Origin of the sequence: Neolewinella aquimaris (assembly GCF_014197245.1) — a bacterium.
Lineage (GTDB): Bacteria > Bacteroidota > Bacteroidia > Chitinophagales > Saprospiraceae > Neolewinella > Neolewinella aquimaris.
Genome location: NZ_JACIFF010000003.1, coordinates 419,960 through 437,142, shown reverse-complemented (window position 1 = coordinate 437,142; position 17,183 = coordinate 419,960). Strand labels below are relative to the sequence as shown.

Sequence of the window (17,183 nt, the reverse complement as noted above, 5' to 3'; positions counted from 1 at the left end):
TTATGATCAGTCCCGCCATAGCTACACTGACGATTGCCCTGGTGGCGGTCATCCTGTTCGTTACCGAATGGCTTTCCGTCGACCTCATCGCTATGCTGCTGGTGGTGGCCCTGGTGGTCACCGGAGTAATCAGTCCGCAGGAGGGCCTGGCGGGTTTCAGCAACGAAGCGACGCTGACGGTGGCCTTCATGTTCGTGCTTTCGGCGGCCCTGCTGAAAACCGGTGCACTGCAGCAAGTGGCCGGCAAGATGGCGGGGCGGTTTCGCCGTCAGCCTAAGAAAGCCATGCTGTTTCTGGTCTTGGTGGTGGCCATCTGCTCCGCTTTCATCAACAATACGCCGGTGGTGGCCGTGTTTATCCCCGTCGTTAATCGCATTGCCGCTACCGCTAAGATCAAGGCCTCGAAGCTCCTGATCCCCCTTTCCTTCGCCAGCATCTTCGGGGGGCTCTGTACCCTGATCGGTACGTCGACCAATATTTTGGTCAGCGGGATCGCTCAGGACCACGGCCATGTAGGGTTCAGCATGTTTACCCTGGCCCCCGTCGGCCTGATTTTGCTCGTCATCGGTGCCCTGTACCTAACCTACTTCGGCAGCCGGCTGCTTCCTGACCGCGACAGCGACGATAGCCTGGCCGACAAGTTTGCCATGCACGATTACCTGGCCGAGATCGTCATTCTCGACCATCCCGATCTGGCCGGCAAGCGCATCATGGACTCCTCGCTGGTGCGCGAACTCGACATGGACATCATCGAGATCCGACGCGAAGATCAGATGTTCGTCCTGCCCCCCGGTGATTTTCGGCTGGTAGCGGGGGATACCCTCAAGGTCCGCTGTGACCGCAAGAAGATCCTGAACCTAAAGGACTGGGTTCGCCTCGTCGACAACAGTGGCAGCGTGCGCGTGATGGGAACGGGACTGGAGCGCGACAACAGCAGCCTGGTGGAAATGGTAGTGACCCCTAATTCCGAATTCGTGGGGAAAAACCTGCGCGAGGTCGACTTCCGCCGGAGTTACCGGGCCGTCCCCCTAGCCATTCGCCAGCGTGAGGAAACCCTGCACGAGCAACTCTACAACCTGCCCCTCACCCCCGGCGACGTTATCCTGGCCGAAGTAAAGAGCCACTACCTGGCCGAACTACAACACATCGAGCAGCGGCAGGACAGCCCCTTCATCCTGCTTTCCAGCGACTCGATCACCGACTTTAACCGCGGGCGGTTCCTATTTGTCAGTGGGTTGATTCTCACCGTCATTGCCCTGGCAACTTCGGGCCTGCTCCCGATCAGCATCGCCGCCCTACTCGGTGTATGCGTGTTAGTTTTAGGGCGTACGGTAACGATGTCCGAGGCTTACGAGTCCATCGACTGGAAGATCGTGTTTCTCCTTGCCGGTGCCCTCAGCCTGGGACGGGCAATGAGCAACAGCGGACTGGACAGCGACATCGCCGCCCTCCTTACGGGATCGATTTACGCCTGGGGCCCCTTCGCCCTGGTGGCCGGAATGTACTTGGCGACCAACCTGCTTACCGAAATGATGAGCAACAACGCTACCGCTGCCCTGCTGGCTCCCGTAGCGCTGGCCTGTGCCGAGCAGATCGGAATTGACCCGATGCCGCTACTGGTTACGGTAGCCATTGCGGCCTCCGCCAGTTTTATGACGCCGGTGGGGTACCAGACCAACGCCATGGTGTACAGCGCGGGGCGCTACAAATTTCTTGATTTTACCCGCTTTGGCGCGCCACTGAGCCTCACCTTCTGGGTGGTTACTTCCCTGGCCGTTCCCTTGTTGTTCGGCATGGTCTAGGGCGGGGACGCAGGTGCAATGAAAAAGCCAAACTGCGGGGCAATTTGGCTTCGTGGAGTCGGGATGACTGGATTCGAACCAGCGGCCTCGTCGTCCCGAACGACGCGCGCTACCGGGCTGCGCTACATCCCGCGCGGAACAAATATAGGGTGGGAAATGAATTTTCTCTCCCCGGTAAGTTTATCCCCATTAAGCCCAAATGAAAAGAGCCGGCATCCTGGGGGATACCGGCTCTTTTTTCAGTAAACGGGAAGGAGTGTTTACTCCAGTTTGAACTTCACGGGGAGGTTGAACTGTACGCGAACGTTACGTCCACCCTGCTTACCGGGGCTCCACTTGAGGCCTTTCTCGTTCATGAGGTTGACTACGCGGAGGGCTTCTTCACCGGTTTTCGCACCCGGGTTACGGACGACCTTGGCGTCGGTAACGGTTCCGTCTTTCTCGACAACGAAGGAGACAACGGCCATTCCTTCCACGCCGTTCTCACGGGCGATCGCGGGATACTTGATGTTGCCGTAGATGAATTCGAGCATCTTCTTGTCGGCACAGGCTTTCTTTTCCGCGTAGCTGCCCAGGTCATCGCAACCGGGGAAGAGGGGCATTTGCTCTACGACCTTAAAGATCTCCTCTACTTCGGGGGCGGGTGGCGGTGGCGGGGGTGGCGGGGGTGGGGGCGGTGCCTTGTCCTCCTTTACTTCGGGCGGGGCTTCCTCCATGATGGTTTCTTCGTCGACGGAAGTGTCCTCAAACTCGGGGGGATCTTCCTCGATAAGTTCTTCCTCCGGTACTTCCTCGATCACCGGTGGCGGGGGCGGGGGCGGGGGCGGGGGGGGTTCGGCCGTCCGGGGTGGTTCCATTTCGATCTCCTCGTCCAGTTCGAGCGCTCCTGCCGGAATGATGATCTCTGCGGAGTACTGCGTCCAGGCGAAGGCGAGGAGCGACAGGCCTACGGCGAGTGCCAGACCGAAATTGAAGAAGGTGGAACTGAGTCCGAACACATCGACCCGCTCGTACTTGGCGCGGTTCTCGATGTACGAGCTGTTCTTATCTGCGGCTTCGGTATACTCACCGGCGATTCCCTTTTCCGTTCTTTTTTTGTACACGTTGCGCATCATTACAATGAGCCCAATGAGCAAAGCCAGAATAGCTATTAGAGTAATCGCCAGGGTGCTACCACTAATTGATAGGTCTCCCATGACAAAGGTTTATAAAAGTTATTGCTGCGACTTCAACGTAGTGAAGTACTTATCTACAAAATGATGGAGGGCCAAAAAGATGAATCCTCCGAGGACCGACCCAATCAGGTTGGCTACCATATCGACGGGATCGAAATCCCTACCGGTACCGGCAACTCCCTGTAACACCTCCATTAGTACTCCGAAGAGGGTGGCGGCGGCAGCGGCCGTTGCCGCTTGCTTCCGTACGGAGGATGCTCTGATTGAGAAAGACAATAATACTGCAAAAATGGCGTAAGCGCCAAAATGTGCAACCTTATCCGGTGAAAATAGCTGTCCCCAGTCAAAAATTCCCGGAATGCGCTGGCCTGGGGCTAAACTCACGTAGGTGATCAGGCAAGCGTACGCCAGACAAACGTACCGTTGTAGCTGCTGACGGTGGTAAGATGTAGCGACGGCCGATTTTGGTGGTTGGCCCATAAAAGTTATCCGATTAATTTCGCGTAGGCGGCCGCGTCGAGCAGTCCCTCCCGGTCATCGGGGTCGGAAAGTTCCACCTTGACGATCCAGCCCTTGCCGTAAGCGTCCTCGTTGACCATGGTGGGGTTGTCCCCTTCGCTCTCGTTGAGTTCAGGGTTGAACTCGATGACCTTGCCGGCAAGTGGCATGAACAGGTCGCTGGTTGTCTTGATGGCTTCGACGGTTCCGAAGACTTCGTTGCGGTCAAGCGTTTCGCCTACCGTATCTACCTCGACGTAGACCAGTTCGTCCAGTTGTTCCTGGGCAAAGTCAGTGATACCGATGGTGGCGATGTTGCCTTCGATCAGCACCCACTCGTGCTCCTCGGTATATAAAAGGTGGTCGGGAACGTTCATAAAATTTGGCTTACTTGGATGGTTTAATTGTCTTTCACCTGGGCCTTGACCCAGTCGCTGGTTACTGACTTAGGTCGCTCGAGTGGCATTCCAAGAGCCCGGCTCCAGATACCGGCGGCCAGTACCCCGAATGCCCGGCTGACTCCGAACAGCACGGTGTAGTAGCTGAATTCCCGAAATCCGTAGTGAACGAGAAGTGCTCCGGAGTGGGCGTCTACGTTCGGCCAGGGATTCTTGACCTTACCTAGTCCCTGAAGGATCGGGGGCACCACGTCGAAGATTTTCCACACGGTGGTAATCAGATCGCTATCCTTGACGTACTGCTCGGCGAAGCGGCGTTGGGCGGTGAAGCGGGGGTCTGGTTCGCGGAGCACCGCATGTCCGTATCCCGGTATCACTTTTCCCTCATCGAGGGTTTGCTGGACGTAATCGGCAATTTGCTCCTCGGTGGGCGTTTCCGTCCCGAGGCTGTCGATCATTTCGAAGATCCACTTGATGACCTCCTGATTGGCCAGTCCATGGAGGGGTCCGGCCAGGGCATTCATTCCCGCGGAAAACGCGAGGTACGGATCACTCAGGGTAGATCCAACCAGGCTGACGGTATGAGCCGAGGCATTTCCGCCCTCGTGATCGGCGTGGATCGTGAGGTAGAGCCGCATGAGGCTGCGGAAATCTTCATCGTCGCTGCCCAGCATGTGGGCGTAGTTCGCGCTGTAGTCGAGGCTGGTATCCGGCTCGATGTGTGCTCCGCCCTTGAATGCGCGCCGGTAAATGTAGGCGGCTACGTGGGGCAAACGTGCAATGAGGTTCATGCTGTCTTCGTAGACGGCATCCCAGTATTCAGACTTCGGCAGGCCTTCCGCATACCGGCGGGAGAAAACGCTGTCCGACTGCATGGCCATGATCCCGATGGTAAACTGGGTCATCGGGTGGGTATCGGCCGGCATACTGTCGAGGGTAGTGTACACCTGCTGGGGGATGTCGGCCCGCCGGTGCCACTCCTGCGTAAGGGCGTCGACCTGCTCCGCGGTGGGTACCTCACCCGTCAGCATGAGCCAGAAGAGTCCTTCGGGTTTCGGTTCACCCTGGGGGCCGCTGGGAAGTTTCTCCTTTACCTCGGGGATGGAGTAGCCCCTGAACCGAATGCCCTTGGTTGCGTCGAGCTGACTCGTTTCCCAGAGCATCATTTTAATACCACGCGCTCCGCCGAGTACCTGCCCGAGGGTAACCTCATCTACTTTGGTGGATCCCTTTTCCTTGGCGATGGTGCGTAATTCCTGGTAGAGGGCGAGGGCTTTGTCGGCGAATTTCTGTTTGAGGGCTTCCATTAAGGGTGTAAGAATTTGAAAATATGGTCACGATCGACTTCCCGCACGCGGCGGAGGATAACTGGCTAACGCCCCCGTGTAGGTAGGGTTCGTCACCGGACAACCGGCGGCGGTCCGTTCGGCAAATAACGGAATTTTACGCGGATTGGCCGGCGGTACCCTGCTTATCTGAATCCTCCGAATCCGGTGGGTGCATCCGTTCCCGTTCCCGCTTGGTGAGTAGCTCCCCGTCGTCGTCGCTGATGTAAAGGTCCGCCGCCGTTTGGTTGGGATGAGCAATGAGGATGATGTCGCGGGCGGCTTGGTAGAGCAGCAGAATGATGGTAATCATAAATCCACCGATAATGGCGGCATACACCAGCATTATGTAGTAGACCACATTGTAGGTGCCGGCGAGTGTTTCCTCTGCATTGTTGATGGGTACGTTAAGCAACATCAACAGAATAAGGGCCGCCACGAAAACAATGGCGGCGAAGCGGGCAATCCACCAGATTCGATCGTAGTGATATCCCTTCAGTTTCCGGTCGGCATTCTGGCTGAACGAAAGCAGGGTAAGCATCAGGGCAAGAATGGTTGCCGTCGAGGTCATTGCCCCGCTCGCGGTAAATCGAAGCGTCGGCCGAATTTCCCGCAGGTTGTCGATGGCCTCCGCATCCGAAATGTTGCCAAGAAACTTTGTACCGAAAAAGATGACCAGCGCGGAGATCGCCCCGCCGGAAAGCGACGATCGTAGAATGGAGAAGTGGGATTCGCTCATGGATTCGGTTGGGGGGGGGGTGCGTCCGCTCGGTTAAAATTGTCCTGGAATAATATGTTCGGGTAGCTGGTACTAAAAATCAAAATTGTGGGGGTCCGGCCCGAAGCGCTGCCCCCGCTCCAGTTGGTCGATGGCCACCATGTCGCTTTCCTGCAATTCGAAGTCAAACAGCTGGCCGTTCTCGTTGATGCGACTCTGGTGAACGCTTTTGGGGATCACGATTACGTCGTTCTGCACACACCAACGCAGGACTACCTGTGCCGGCGTTTTATTGTAGCGCTTGGCGATCTCGGCAAAGAGGGGTTCCTGGAGAAACTTGCCCTGCATCAGTGGACTCCAGGCCGTGATTGCAATGTCGTGCTCGTCACTCGCCGCAATTGCCTCCGCCTGTACGAGGTAAGGGTGATATTCGATCTGGTTGACGGCCGGTACAACATTACCCGCAGCGATGATTTCCTCAATATCCGCTTCCATAAAGTTGCTCAGCCCGATGCTGCGCACTTTCCCCTGTTCCAGCGCGCGTTCAAGTTCTTGCCACGCTGCCGCTTTTCCGTCGACCGGCCAGTGAAGCAGGATCAGGTCGACGTAGTCGGTCTGTAGCCGCCGCAGGCTTTCTTCGAGGGCTGCCGTAGTTCGGCCTTCGCGAATGTCGTCGTTCCAGATCTTGGTGGTCAGCCATACGTCCTGTCGGGGCAGTTCTGCCTGCTTGATCGCCTTCCCGACTGCTTCCTCGTTCTTGTAAATCCGGGCGGTATCGATGTGGCGGTAACCCGCCTCGAATGCCCAGTGTATGGCATAGATGGCTTCCTGCCCGTTATTGGATTGCCATACGCCGAGACCGAGGCGGGGCATTTCGAGTCCGTTGTTTAGTCGTTGAGTTTTCATACCGCCATGAACGGACTTTGGCGGAACGAGTTCTCAATTAGATTCTTTGTGGGACAGATAATCTCCAAACCGCTTCATTACCCAGGAGTGAGCGGGTGCCTGAGTCATGATGTAGAGATACCAGGGTAGCGACGGCACAAAGTCATGAATTGCAGAGATGATGTAGCGATCATTCAGTACGCTCCGAAATTCTAACCAGCCCTTGTTTTTACGCTTCACCAGTAGCCCCCCGACGATGTAGAACAGCTGGCGGTGATCATCGCTCCGGCTCGGGATGAAGGTGAGCTTCAGTAGGGGAACACCCATGACCTGAAACGTAGAGTGTTCACCCGAACTCTTTACTCCCACCAGCGCCCGGAAGAAAACGGGTAACCAGCGCTGGTACAGTCTGGCCACAAAAGTAGCCGTATGGCGTCGGGGATTGGGCAAGCGTTGAACGCTCCGGACGGTGTTTTTCTCCTCCCGCTCGGGTACCCGCTGTGGTAAAGGCGATAGGGTCGAGGGGGTAAACAGGACCTTGCTTGCCGATTCCCTGAAGTTCAGGCGATCGGGAAAAGTGGAGAGGACGTTGCTGTCGGCAGCGACCATGCGATGCCGCAAGCTCTCGACCAGGGGCTTGACTAAATCACCGGAGGTATCGGTAAAGTTGCTCACCCAGAAGGTGGAAAGTCCGGGGCTGAAGTAGCGGACGGGCCGCAGGATGCGGCGCTTACCCAGCAAGCTGGCCACGGTGCCTAACATGCTCATATAGGTTGTAGTGTCGGCACCACCAATGTCGATGGCCTGGTCGTAAGTAGACGTATTTCCCAGACAGTGATCGATGATCTTTAGTGCGTCGTCTAAGTCGATGGGGTGGGTTACGGACTGGCACCAGGACGGGCAGATCATCACCGGGAGGCGCCGGACCAACTTTTCGATCATTTGAAAGGAGGAGCCGCCCGCCCCGACAATAATACCGGCACGAAGCGTGGTCACGGGCACCCCGGTGGAGGCCAGGGTAAGCTCGACCTCCCGGCGGCTGCGTAGGTGACGGCTGTACTGTTCGGGCACTTCATCACTAGGAAGTAGACCACCCACGAATAGAATTTGCTTTATTCCTCGGTTGCTGGCGGCACGGGCGAAGTTGTCGGCTAGTAGCAGGTCGGTGTCCTCAAAACTGCCCTGTGACAGACGCGTAGAAGGAGACATCGAATGCACCAGGTAGAGTGCCATATCCGCCCCCTCTAGCCCTTTTTCGGTACTGGTAATTGAGTAAAGTTCTACTTTTCTCCATTCGGCTTTGTCGTAGTCCGGATCGGGGCGCATAGTGCTGCGGCTAAGCGCGATGATCCGATACTCACGGTGATAGCGTTCGATGAACCAGCGGCCGATAAAGCCGGTCGCGCCGGCAATAACGAGGGTAGGTCGTTCCATGCAGGTCAAACGGGAACGCGGCTCCTTGGTTGTCAGCCCTGCACCCGCGTCCCCGCCAGATTAGAAACGCAAATCTTCGACGTGATAGCCGGGAAACTCAGCTTTGCTGAAGGTGAAGGTGCCGTCGGCCAGCGGAGCGTTGCCGCGGGGGGTGTCAAGGAAGAAGGCGTAGGTGCTACCATCGCGGCTGAAGGCCCTCACGGAAACGATCTCCTTGCGCTTGTCGTCGACCAGCAACCGTAGTTTCGTAAAGTCACTGGCGTTGCGATCAACGGGTTTCATTTCGATGACCATGAGGCGGTTGCCGTCCTGTACTTCCTCTCCCTGGAGAGCGAATATGTACTGATCCCCTTCGTAGAAAGAGAAAAGGTTCTGGGGGGTAAGCATACCGGTGGTTTCGCCGGGCGCCGGAAGGTCATTGATCTGTACTTCCTTGCTGGCGTGAAGGATGAAGTAGGCAGCTTCCTTGTTAATGATTCCTTCCTGATCGCCAAGCTTGAAGCGCACCAGATCTCCCTGCCGGCTGAGCGTGCCGCGCTGAATTTCCGCCGGCTGTCCGGGAAATTGCAATTCCAGGCGGAAGTTGGCCGCTAGGGTGTTGAACCCATCGTATTTATCGCGAATCTGCTCCAAAATTTGTTTGGCAGCGGGATCGCTGTCGGACGCCTTTCCGTAATATCCGTCCTGGGCGGACAGGGGGAGGAACGCGATGAGCAGCGAAAGAGTGATCAAAATAGCTTTCATAAGTAGGTTGGCTTTCGTAGTCTTAAACGTCAAATTCGGGGCGGTGGCCGTTGCGAGTTTATTAATTCAACGTTAAACACCGGCGAACAGGATCGAACGTATCGACACGAATTAGACTTATAGCTGTTAGACCACTAAGATTGCAGAAATTAGTTTTTGAATTGCTTATATTTCAGAACATTTACGCTTATTTGTTACTTTTGCTATTACCCCTTGTTATAACTACCAGATTGCGCTAACCCCAACAAGCCCTACCCAATGAAAAATGAAGATTTTGGACGCAACGGAATCATCTCCGATGATCAGTTTCGTGATTTACGTTTCAACATTTTACACAGTTGCAGCTGGATCAACAACAGCATGCGGCAGTTCCTTCTGCCCCACGGCGTCACACCGAAGCAGTACAATATCCTACGCATTTTGAACGACCGGTCACCGGACTCCCTGTCCATTCAGGAGATCCGGGACATGTTGGCCGATAAAATGTCGGACGCTAGCCGCCTGGTGGATCGCCTGGAGAAGAAGAACCTAATCAGTAAGTTTCCCTCGGATCACGACAAGCGAAGCAACCGTGCGACCATCACTACCCAGGGTAGGTCACTGTTGTCGGCGATCAACCGCAACAGGAGGCAACTGGACACAATGATTAGCGAACGACTGTCGGAGACTGAGATCGAGCACCTTAACACGCTGCTCGACCGGCTCAAGTAAGGGACGCTTGACTACCTTTGGGCAATGAATCTTCCCGCGCGGATGGCGTGGCGGTATCTCTTCGCCCGTAAGTCAACCAATGCCATCAACATCATCACCTTTGTGGCCGCCTTCGGCGTCGCCATCGGTGCGGCTGCGCTGATCATTGCCCTTAGTGTGTTCAATGGATTTGAGGACATCTTCGTGGGTATGTTCAACAACCTCAATCCCGACGTACGCATTACCGCGGCCCGGGGTAAGACCTTTGAAGCAACCGATGACCTACTGGCCCGGATCCGAAAAGTAGATGGCGTCAGGGTAATTTCCCAGACCCTGGAGGAGACGGCTCGTTTCCAGTACCTCGGTCACCAAGCCTTCGGGCCGCTGAAGGGGGTAGATAGCGACTACGCCGCCGTCAACGGGATCGACACGATGATCGGGGAGGGAAGGTATGACCTCGATTATCCGCAGGTACAGGCACTCGGAGCCATCGTGGGGCAGAATCTCGCTCAGGAGTTACTCATCGATCCCCTCAACCAATTCAATACGCTGTCCATTTATGTCCCCCGCCCCCGCACGCGCGGTGGTGGAACGATACTGGCCTCGGGGAGGCTCCCCTACCAGGTACGCGAAGTGTTGCCGGTCGGGATCGTGCGCAGTCAGGAGGCTTTTGAAAACCAGGCGGTGGTGATCAAACTTTCACTGGCCCGCGAAATTATGGGGGTTGAGGATGGGATTGTCTCCGGACTCGAAATTAAACTCCACCCAGGATTTGCTAACGGAAATACCTACCAACGGATTCGCGAGGCGGTCGGGGATCAGTTCGTCGTTAAAAATCGCTTCGAACAGGAGAACAGCATTCTGAAGCTGATGCGCGTGGAAAAATACGTTGCTTACGCAATTGTATCCCTAATGATGATCCTCATCAGCTTCAATCTGGTCGGAGCGTTGTGGATGATCGTACTGGAAAAGCGAAAGGACATCGTAATTCTTCGGAGCCTGGGGATGGAGGGCCGCGACATCAGAAATGTCTTTCTCCGGGTGGGTCTGCTGATTTGCGCCCTCGGATTGCTGGCCGGCTTTGGTCTGGCAACGCTGGTCTACATCATTCAGACGCGCTACGAGATCATCGGTCTACCGTATACCCTGGCGGAGGCCTACCCCCTATCCTTGCGTCCGCTTGACTTCGTCGTGGTCGCAGTCACGGTACTGTTCATTGGGTTGTTAGCATCCATTCTACCCGCGCGACGTGCGGAGCTGGTCGAACTGGCGGTGAAGGAAGGATAGCGTACAAAAGAAAACGACCCGCCCCGAGGTGATCGGAGGCGGGTCGTCAGTGCAAGAGATTCTTTGCCGGATTTAGGCGGCGAGTTTGCCTTCACCCCGGTAGAACTCCCGGAAGGAGATCATACGCTGCTTTTCCTCGTCCCATAGTTTGTTGAACATAAGAGGAAGGCTCTGGAGGAAGGTGATCTTAGTTACGTGGCGCTGCAGAACGGGGTTCTCCTTAGCACACCGGCGCAGGTTGTAATTTGGAATACGGCTACTAAGGTGGTGAATGTGGTGGTAGCCGATGTTGCCGGTAAGGAAGTGCATGAAGCGGGGAAGCTTGTAGAAAGTTGCACCCTTGATGGCGGCGGTAAGGTAGTCCCAGTTCTTGGACCACTGCATGTAGGTATGATCGTGCTGGTGCTGTACGTAGAAGAACCAGAATGCGATAATACCGAAGAAGAAGATGATGCTGCCCTGAACGATCAGGAACGCTTTCCAACCCACCAGGAAGCCGAGCCCGACGTAGGCGGCGAGGATCAGCAGGTTGTTGATCTGCTGCTTCCGGATGATGGGTGACCAACCGGGGAAATTGATGCGGGGCATACGGAGCACCACACCCAGGTAGATCATCGGGAGGATCAGGAAGAGGACGACCGGATTGCGGAAGACCCGGTATTTAAAGCGCCCCCAAGCATTCAGCTTGCGGAACTCACCTACCGTGAGGAAGTCGATGTCTCCGATATCACGGTGCTCCAACTGGCCGGTGTGACCGTGGTGGAAGCTGTGTACTCGTGCCCAATACGTGTAGGGAATGGAACTAAAGAAGGAGCAAACGAAGCCGATGGCGTCGTTCATCTTCCGCTTTCCGAGGAAGCTGTAGTGGCCGCAATCGTGCTGAATAATGAAGATGCGAACCAGGAAAAACGCGTTTACCATACCGAGCGCCAGGGTCAGCCAGATGGAGTATTCGACGCTGAAGTACATCGCAACCCACAGGGCCAGGAAGGGACCGAAGCTACTGAACAGCTGTCCGATTGCACGCCAGGTGTTTGCTTTCTGGTACTGGGAAATGATGGTTTTCCAATTTTTGAGGGATTGGTGGATATCATCCACACCGTTTTGGATATTTACTTGCACGTTGGTGATTTTGAAAATGATCTCATGGTCAAATCAGGATGGATAGAAGCGCCGAATATACTACTGCCGGCGCTGATTGCACGAGTTCACAACAGTCATAACGCATGCTCTCCCTTAGTGTTACGGGTCAAAACGTTATTGTTGCGTCATATTATACGAAGGCAAACTCACCGGAAACCGTACAGCAACTTCATCTTGTCGAAGATGGCAGTGTTCTCGTAGATACCGGAGAACCGCGCAGCTCCGGGACCAAAAGCGAAAACCGGGATGAGATCGGCCGTGTGGTAGTCGGAGGTAAACGCTCCCTGGATGTTGCCAAGCTCGGAACCAGTATTGATGGCATAGCCACCGGTTTCGTGGTCGGCAGTGACGATGACGAGCGTTTCACCATCCCGTTGGGCGAAGTTGAGGACCTCTCCGATGGCGTTGTCGAATTCGATCATTTCGGAGATAATGTAGTCGCTTTTGTTGGCGTGCCCTCCCCAGTCGATTTGCGAACCCTCGATCATCAAGAAGAAGCCCTGATCGCCCGTATCCCGCTCGTCCAGAAAGTTGACCGCGAGCTTACTGGCCTCCACGAGATAATCCCTTCCTTCACTGTAGGGAAGCGGCTCCCCGTCCGCGGTGTAGTACGCGAAGTTTTTGGCCCGATCGACTTTCAGGTTCTTGAGATCGGTGTCGACAAACGATCGGACATCGTTGCCCCTTTTTCTCAATTCATCGCTGAGGTTGCGGGTGTCCCCCTCCCGTCGCTCGAAGAACTTCACGCCGCCGCCGATGAAGAGGTCAATGTCGGTGTCCATGAGGTCCGCCGCGATCTCTTCGTAATTTTGTCGAAACTTCGCGTGGGCATAAAAGGACGCGGGAGTAGCATGGACAATGGATGAAGTAGCGACCAGACCGGTAGGCATTCCGGCGGCCTCCGCCATTTCCAGTATGGTGGTTACCGGCATCGTATCCAGATCGACCCCAATGGCACCGTTGTAAGTTTTAACTCCCGCGCTAAAGGCCGTCGCTCCGGCGGCGGAGTCCGTAATGAGGTTGTTCCCACTGTAGCTTTTGTGTAGACCGATCACCGGGAACCGTTCCAGGTTGAGTCGGTTGCCGTTGCTGTACAGCCCCGCCGTAATCTGGCTAATGCCCATGCCATCTCCAATCATCAGGATGATGTTTTTGGGACCACCCTGAGTTCTGGCGTAACCATCGACCGATGGGGGAAGCGCAGCATCATTTGATCCCGGCTCTCCAGGGGTGTTCCTTCCCGACGGGGCGGTAGAAGTTTGGGGAGCCGGCGGACAAGCGGTGAAAATCAGTACGGCAAAGAAACCGGAAAGTAAACGCAGGTAGTTCATGCAGCAAAGATAGAGCAAGGACCGAATGCAGCAGGGCAAGCAACTTTAAATAAGCGTCAAAGTTTACGAAGCCCTCTGACCTCAGCCACTGGCGACCCGGTACCGCTGTCCAGGCAGTGCTGTAATAATTCCCTTCATCTCTAGCGTGAGGAGGGTACCGGCAAGTTTTGTCGGCGGAAGTTCCATCCCGCGGATGAGGTCATCGATTGCCAGAGATTCCTCTGTTCGTAGTAGGTCTACCAGCTGGCGCTCGCCCGGTTCGAGGTCGAACAACCGCAACTGAGAGGACGCCGCTCCCGATTGCCAATTCAACAGCCGTAGGATGTCGTCGCCACCCTCAATTAAGTGAGCGCGCCCACTTTTTATCAGGGCATTGCATCCGGCCGTCCGGCTATCCCCGCCCCGCCCCGGACACGCCCCCACCCTACGGCCGTAACCGTGGGCCATGTTGGCCGTGATCATGGATCCCCCCGACGTGTCGGACTCGACCACTACCGTGATGTCGGCAAGCATGGCAACGATGCGATTACGTGCGGGAAAATGCTCCCGTTCGGGCGACTGCCAGGGAGGATATTCGGTAAGCAAGCCACCACCCCGCTCCGCCATCTCAAGGGCTACTTTTCGGTGGGTGCGCGGGTAGATGTGCTGTAGACCACTTCCTAGTACTGCTAGAGTGGGCAGGCCGAACTGCATGGAGCGACGGTGTGCGGTGATGTCCACGCCATAGGCCAATCCACTGACCACCAGGACTCCGGAGCCGGCGAGCGGATCGATAATTCGCTCGACCTGTTGTGCTCCGAGGGCACTCATCCTGCGGGTGCCGACTATGGCTACGGAGCGTGTATTAGTAAAGTCGGTCGTCCCGTAGTGGTATAGAACGGCCGGGGCGGTATCGTATTTAGCCAAGGGAAAGGGATATGCCTCACCGCTCCAGAAAAGAACGTTGACCCGGTGGCTGGTACAGAACTGACCAATCCTTTCCGCCTCCCTCAGGTGCTGAGTACCTTCAAACTGGGTGGCGGTCCTTTCCGCTATTCCGGGAATCTCCAACAGTTCTCTGCGACCAGCTTCCAACACTGCGGCCGGGCTGCCGAAGTGCCTAACCAGCAGACGAAACAATTTAGGCCCGATGGCCGGAACGCGGCTCAGTGCGACGGCGGCGTATTCCTCCGAAGACATAACTAGGGGTGTACAATCCAGGAATTTGCCGCGAGCGAGGAAAAAATACGGGGCGGGAGCTAATTAAATTTGTAGTGCGCGGCAGCTCAAATATACTACATTCAAACAGAATGTTTCGATAATCCGTCTTAAATTTGCCGAGCTTCCGGAGGATTGGCGGAGCTGGTTGAACGTGCCTGATTCGAAATCAGGTGTGCCCTTACGGGTACCGGGGGTTCGAATCCCTCATCCTCCGCATCGGGTGTTTAGGGGTTGAAGGAAAGAAGGATTGAGGGAATGATGTTCCTGATGCCCCTCAATCCTTCAATCCCTTCAATCCCTCCTCCCTGTCAATTCGCCATTTCGCTCAAAAACTTGATGCGCACCAGCTTGATCTCATCGATGGTGACATCCTCTTCTTTGAGCTGCTGGAAAGCCAGATCGGGATCGTCCGTATCGGCGTTCATGAAGTAGTCGTAGGTTTCTTCGAGGCTGTATTCGTCGACTTCCTCCTCGACGTAGTAGTCGATGTTCAGCTTGGTTCCGGAGGAGACGATGACAACCATTTCGCTGAGTAGCTCGTCCATGGTGAGCTGGTTACCGGAAGCAATATCCTCTAACGGTAGCTTGCGGTCCACTCCCTGAATGATGTTGACCTTTGTCTTTGATTTGTTGGCCACCTGCTTCACGACAAAGTCGCTGGGCCGGTCGATGTTATTCTCCTCGCAGTATTTCTCGATCAGAACCAGAAAGGGAGTCGCGTACCGACGTGCTTTGCCAATGCTGACGCCGTGAATGTTCTTCATCTCCTCCAGATCCACGGGATAGCGCGTGGCCATATCTGTCAGAGAGGGATCTTGGAAGATCACGAAGGGAGGAATCCCGAGCCGCTTGGCCTCCTTCTTCCGCAGGTCCTTAAGGGCCAGCAACAGGGCCTGATCCAGCACGACAGACTTAGCATCGTCCGCCTCACCCTGCATATCTTGGGCCAGTTCCTTTTCGAAGTCGTGGTCGATGGGGATTTCGAACTTTACGGGCTTTTTGAGAAAAGCTTCGCCCTTCTTCGTTAGCTTGATGGTGCCGTAAGATTCAATGTCCTTGCGCACCAAATTATTGAGAAGTGCTTGACGAAATACGGAACTCCAGAAGACCTCTTCCTTGCCCTTTCCCGAGCCGAAACCCGGAAGCTGGGTGAACTCGTAGTCCTTCATCTGCTTCGTCTCCTTCCCCAGTACGAACTCGATGAGTGTCTTAAGCGGGTAGTTTTCGTCAAGTAGCCTGACCGACGTAAGTGCCTGGACCATCTCCTCGGTCACCGCTACTCTTTCGCGCGGGTGCCGGCAGTTGTCGCACATCTTGTTGCAGTTCGCTTCGTCGTATTCTTCACCAAAATAGTGAAGCAGGAAGCGTCGGCGACAGGCGGTCGTTTCAGAGTACGACATCACCTCCTGCATCAGCTGGGCTCCCATTTCGCGCTCCATCAGGGGTTTATCGCGAAGAAATTTTTCCAGTTTCAGGATGTCCTTGTAGGCGTAAAACGCAATACACCGCCCTCCCATACCGTCGCGGCCGGCGCGGCCGGTCTCCTGGTAGTAGTTCTCTATGGACTTAGGAATGTCGTAGTGCATCACGAAGCGCACGTCGGGCTTATCGATGCCCATGCCGAAGGCGATCGTGGCGCAGATGACGTCTACATCCTCCATCAGGAATTCGTCCTGGGTGCGGGACCGGGTCTTGGGATCCAGTCCGGCGTGGTAGGGTGCGGCCTTGATGCCATTCACCACCAGCGCTTGTGCGATCTCTTCGGCCGATTTGCGGCTCTGTACGTAGATGATCCCCGACTGATCGGGCATCTCCTTCACGATCTTGATGATCTGTCGGAAGGTGTACTCCTTCTTTCCCTTGGGACGAACCTCGTAGTAAAGGTTGTCGCGATTGAAGGAGGAGACGAAGGTGTTCTGATCCTCCCCCATGCGGAGGTTCTTCACGATGTCGGACTGCACCTTGGGGGTAGCCGTAGCCGTGAGGGCGATGATCGGAATGTCGTGTCCGATCATGTCGAGCATTTCTCGGATACGCCGGTATTCGGGGCGGAAATCGTGTCCCCACTCCGAAATACAGTGGGCTTCATCGATGGCAACGAAGGAGATCACGGCTTCCCGGAAAAAATCGATGTTCTCCTCTTTGGTAAGGGTCTCGGGGGCAACGAAGAGCAACTTGGTCTTACCGGAGGTGATGTCTTCCTTTACCTGCCGCATCTGCGTTTTCGAGAGGGAGGAGTTGAGGAAGTGAGCGATCTCGTCGCTATCGCCGTGCGAACGGATCGAATCGACCTGATTCTTCATGAGTGCGATCAGCGGCGAGATGACGAGGGCGCAGCCCTCCATCATGATACCCGGTAGTTGGTAGCAGAGGCTTTTTCCGCCGCCCGTAGGCATGATGACAAAGGTGTCTTTGCCGTCGAAGAGAGACTGGATGATGGCCTCCTGATTTCCCTTGAATGTGTCGAACCCGAAATTTTCGGCTAATGCTTCCTCAAGAAAGTTAACTGACGCTTTTGCAGTCATTGATGTATCGCTTTGTTCCAATCAACCC

General features: G+C 55.5%; 15 protein-coding genes and 2 tRNA genes. 4 read left to right on the top strand and 13 right to left on the bottom strand.

The window, feature by feature from the left end; translation table 11 throughout:
* The first annotated feature begins 2 nt into the window (after window positions 1-2).
* Window positions 3-1,802 (top strand): SLC13 family permease, encoded by a 1,800-nt coding sequence (locus tag GGR28_RS08420; protein WP_183495319.1) that lies wholly within the window; start codon window positions 3-5, stop codon window positions 1,800-1,802.
* Window positions 1,803-1,860: 58 nt separating this feature from the next.
* Here GGR28_RS08420 and GGR28_RS08415 read toward each other — a convergent pair.
* The 9 genes from GGR28_RS08415 to GGR28_RS08375 all read right to left on the bottom strand — a co-directional run bounded on the left by GGR28_RS08415 (window position 1,861) and on the right by GGR28_RS08375 (window position 8,979).
* Window positions 1,861-1,934 (bottom strand) — tRNA-Pro (locus GGR28_RS08415).
* Window positions 1,935-2,062: 128 nt separating this feature from the next.
* Window positions 2,063-2,998 (bottom strand): energy transducer TonB, encoded by a 936-nt coding sequence (locus GGR28_RS08410; protein ID WP_183495318.1) that lies wholly within the window; start codon window positions 2,996-2,998, stop codon window positions 2,063-2,065.
* Between the two features lie 18 nt (window positions 2,999-3,016).
* A complete protein-coding gene (locus GGR28_RS19185) occupies window positions 3,017-3,457 on the bottom strand; it encodes a VanZ family protein (RefSeq protein ID WP_183495317.1) in 441 nt (146 codons plus the stop codon).
* 5 nt (window positions 3,458-3,462) lie between these two features.
* Entirely contained in the window at window positions 3,463-3,852 is a 390-nt protein-coding gene (gene gcvH, locus GGR28_RS08400) for a glycine cleavage system protein GcvH (protein ID WP_183495316.1), read from the bottom strand.
* A gap of 23 nt (window positions 3,853-3,875) precedes the next feature.
* Window positions 3,876-5,180, bottom strand: coding sequence for a citrate (Si)-synthase (locus GGR28_RS08395; RefSeq protein ID WP_183495315.1), 1,305 nt, complete (start codon window positions 5,178-5,180; stop codon window positions 3,876-3,878).
* A gap of 136 nt (window positions 5,181-5,316) precedes the next feature.
* A complete protein-coding gene (locus tag GGR28_RS08390) occupies window positions 5,317-5,937 on the bottom strand; it encodes a hypothetical protein (RefSeq protein WP_183495314.1) in 621 nt (206 codons plus the stop codon).
* Window positions 5,938-6,009: 72 nt separating this feature from the next.
* On the bottom strand, window positions 6,010-6,822 hold the full coding sequence (locus tag GGR28_RS08385; protein ID WP_183495313.1) for an aldo/keto reductase: 813 nt from the start codon (window positions 6,820-6,822) through the stop codon (window positions 6,010-6,012).
* Between the two features lie 33 nt (window positions 6,823-6,855).
* Window positions 6,856-8,235, bottom strand: coding sequence for an NAD(P)H-binding protein (locus GGR28_RS08380; protein WP_183495312.1), 1,380 nt, complete (start codon window positions 8,233-8,235; stop codon window positions 6,856-6,858).
* Window positions 8,236-8,295: 60 nt separating this feature from the next.
* Window positions 8,296-8,979 (bottom strand): LolA family protein, encoded by a 684-nt coding sequence (locus tag GGR28_RS08375; protein WP_183495311.1) that lies wholly within the window; start codon window positions 8,977-8,979, stop codon window positions 8,296-8,298.
* 258 nt (window positions 8,980-9,237) lie between these two features.
* On the opposite strand from GGR28_RS08375, the gene GGR28_RS08370 reads away from it, so the two are divergent.
* Together GGR28_RS08370 and GGR28_RS08365 are read left to right on the top strand one after the other, a co-directional pair.
* Window positions 9,238-9,690 carry a MarR family winged helix-turn-helix transcriptional regulator gene (locus tag GGR28_RS08370; RefSeq protein WP_183495310.1) on the top strand — a complete coding sequence of 151 codons (453 nt, stop codon included), beginning with the start codon at window positions 9,238-9,240 and terminating at the stop codon, window positions 9,688-9,690.
* 24 nt (window positions 9,691-9,714) lie between these two features.
* Window positions 9,715-10,956, top strand: a complete 1,242-nt coding sequence (locus GGR28_RS08365) for an ABC transporter permease (RefSeq protein WP_183495309.1) — start codon at window positions 9,715-9,717, stop codon at window positions 10,954-10,956.
* Window positions 10,957-11,028: 72 nt separating this feature from the next.
* Here the strand turns inward: GGR28_RS08365 and GGR28_RS08360 are convergent, their stop codons facing one another.
* The 3 genes from GGR28_RS08360 to dprA all read right to left on the bottom strand — a co-directional run bounded on the left by GGR28_RS08360 (window position 11,029) and on the right by dprA (window position 14,609).
* On the bottom strand, window positions 11,029-12,078 hold the full coding sequence (locus GGR28_RS08360; RefSeq protein ID WP_183495308.1) for a fatty acid desaturase: 1,050 nt from the start codon (window positions 12,076-12,078) through the stop codon (window positions 11,029-11,031).
* A 167-nt stretch (window positions 12,079-12,245) separates the two neighbouring features.
* Window positions 12,246-13,430, bottom strand: coding sequence for an alkaline phosphatase (locus tag GGR28_RS08355; RefSeq protein ID WP_246416535.1), 1,185 nt, complete (start codon window positions 13,428-13,430; stop codon window positions 12,246-12,248).
* Between the two features lie 81 nt (window positions 13,431-13,511).
* Window positions 13,512-14,609, bottom strand: a complete 1,098-nt coding sequence (dprA, locus tag GGR28_RS08350; RefSeq protein WP_183495307.1) for a DNA-processing protein DprA — start codon at window positions 14,607-14,609, stop codon at window positions 13,512-13,514.
* Between the two features lie 147 nt (window positions 14,610-14,756).
* On the opposite strand from dprA, the gene GGR28_RS08345 reads away from it, so the two are divergent.
* Window positions 14,757-14,844 (top strand) — tRNA-Ser (locus tag GGR28_RS08345).
* A gap of 94 nt (window positions 14,845-14,938) precedes the next feature.
* Here GGR28_RS08345 and GGR28_RS08340 read toward each other — a convergent pair.
* Window positions 14,939-17,155 carry a RecQ family ATP-dependent DNA helicase gene (locus tag GGR28_RS08340; RefSeq protein WP_183495306.1) on the bottom strand — a complete coding sequence of 739 codons (2,217 nt, stop codon included), beginning with the start codon at window positions 17,153-17,155 and terminating at the stop codon, window positions 14,939-14,941.
* Window positions 17,156-17,183 lie beyond the last annotated feature (28 nt).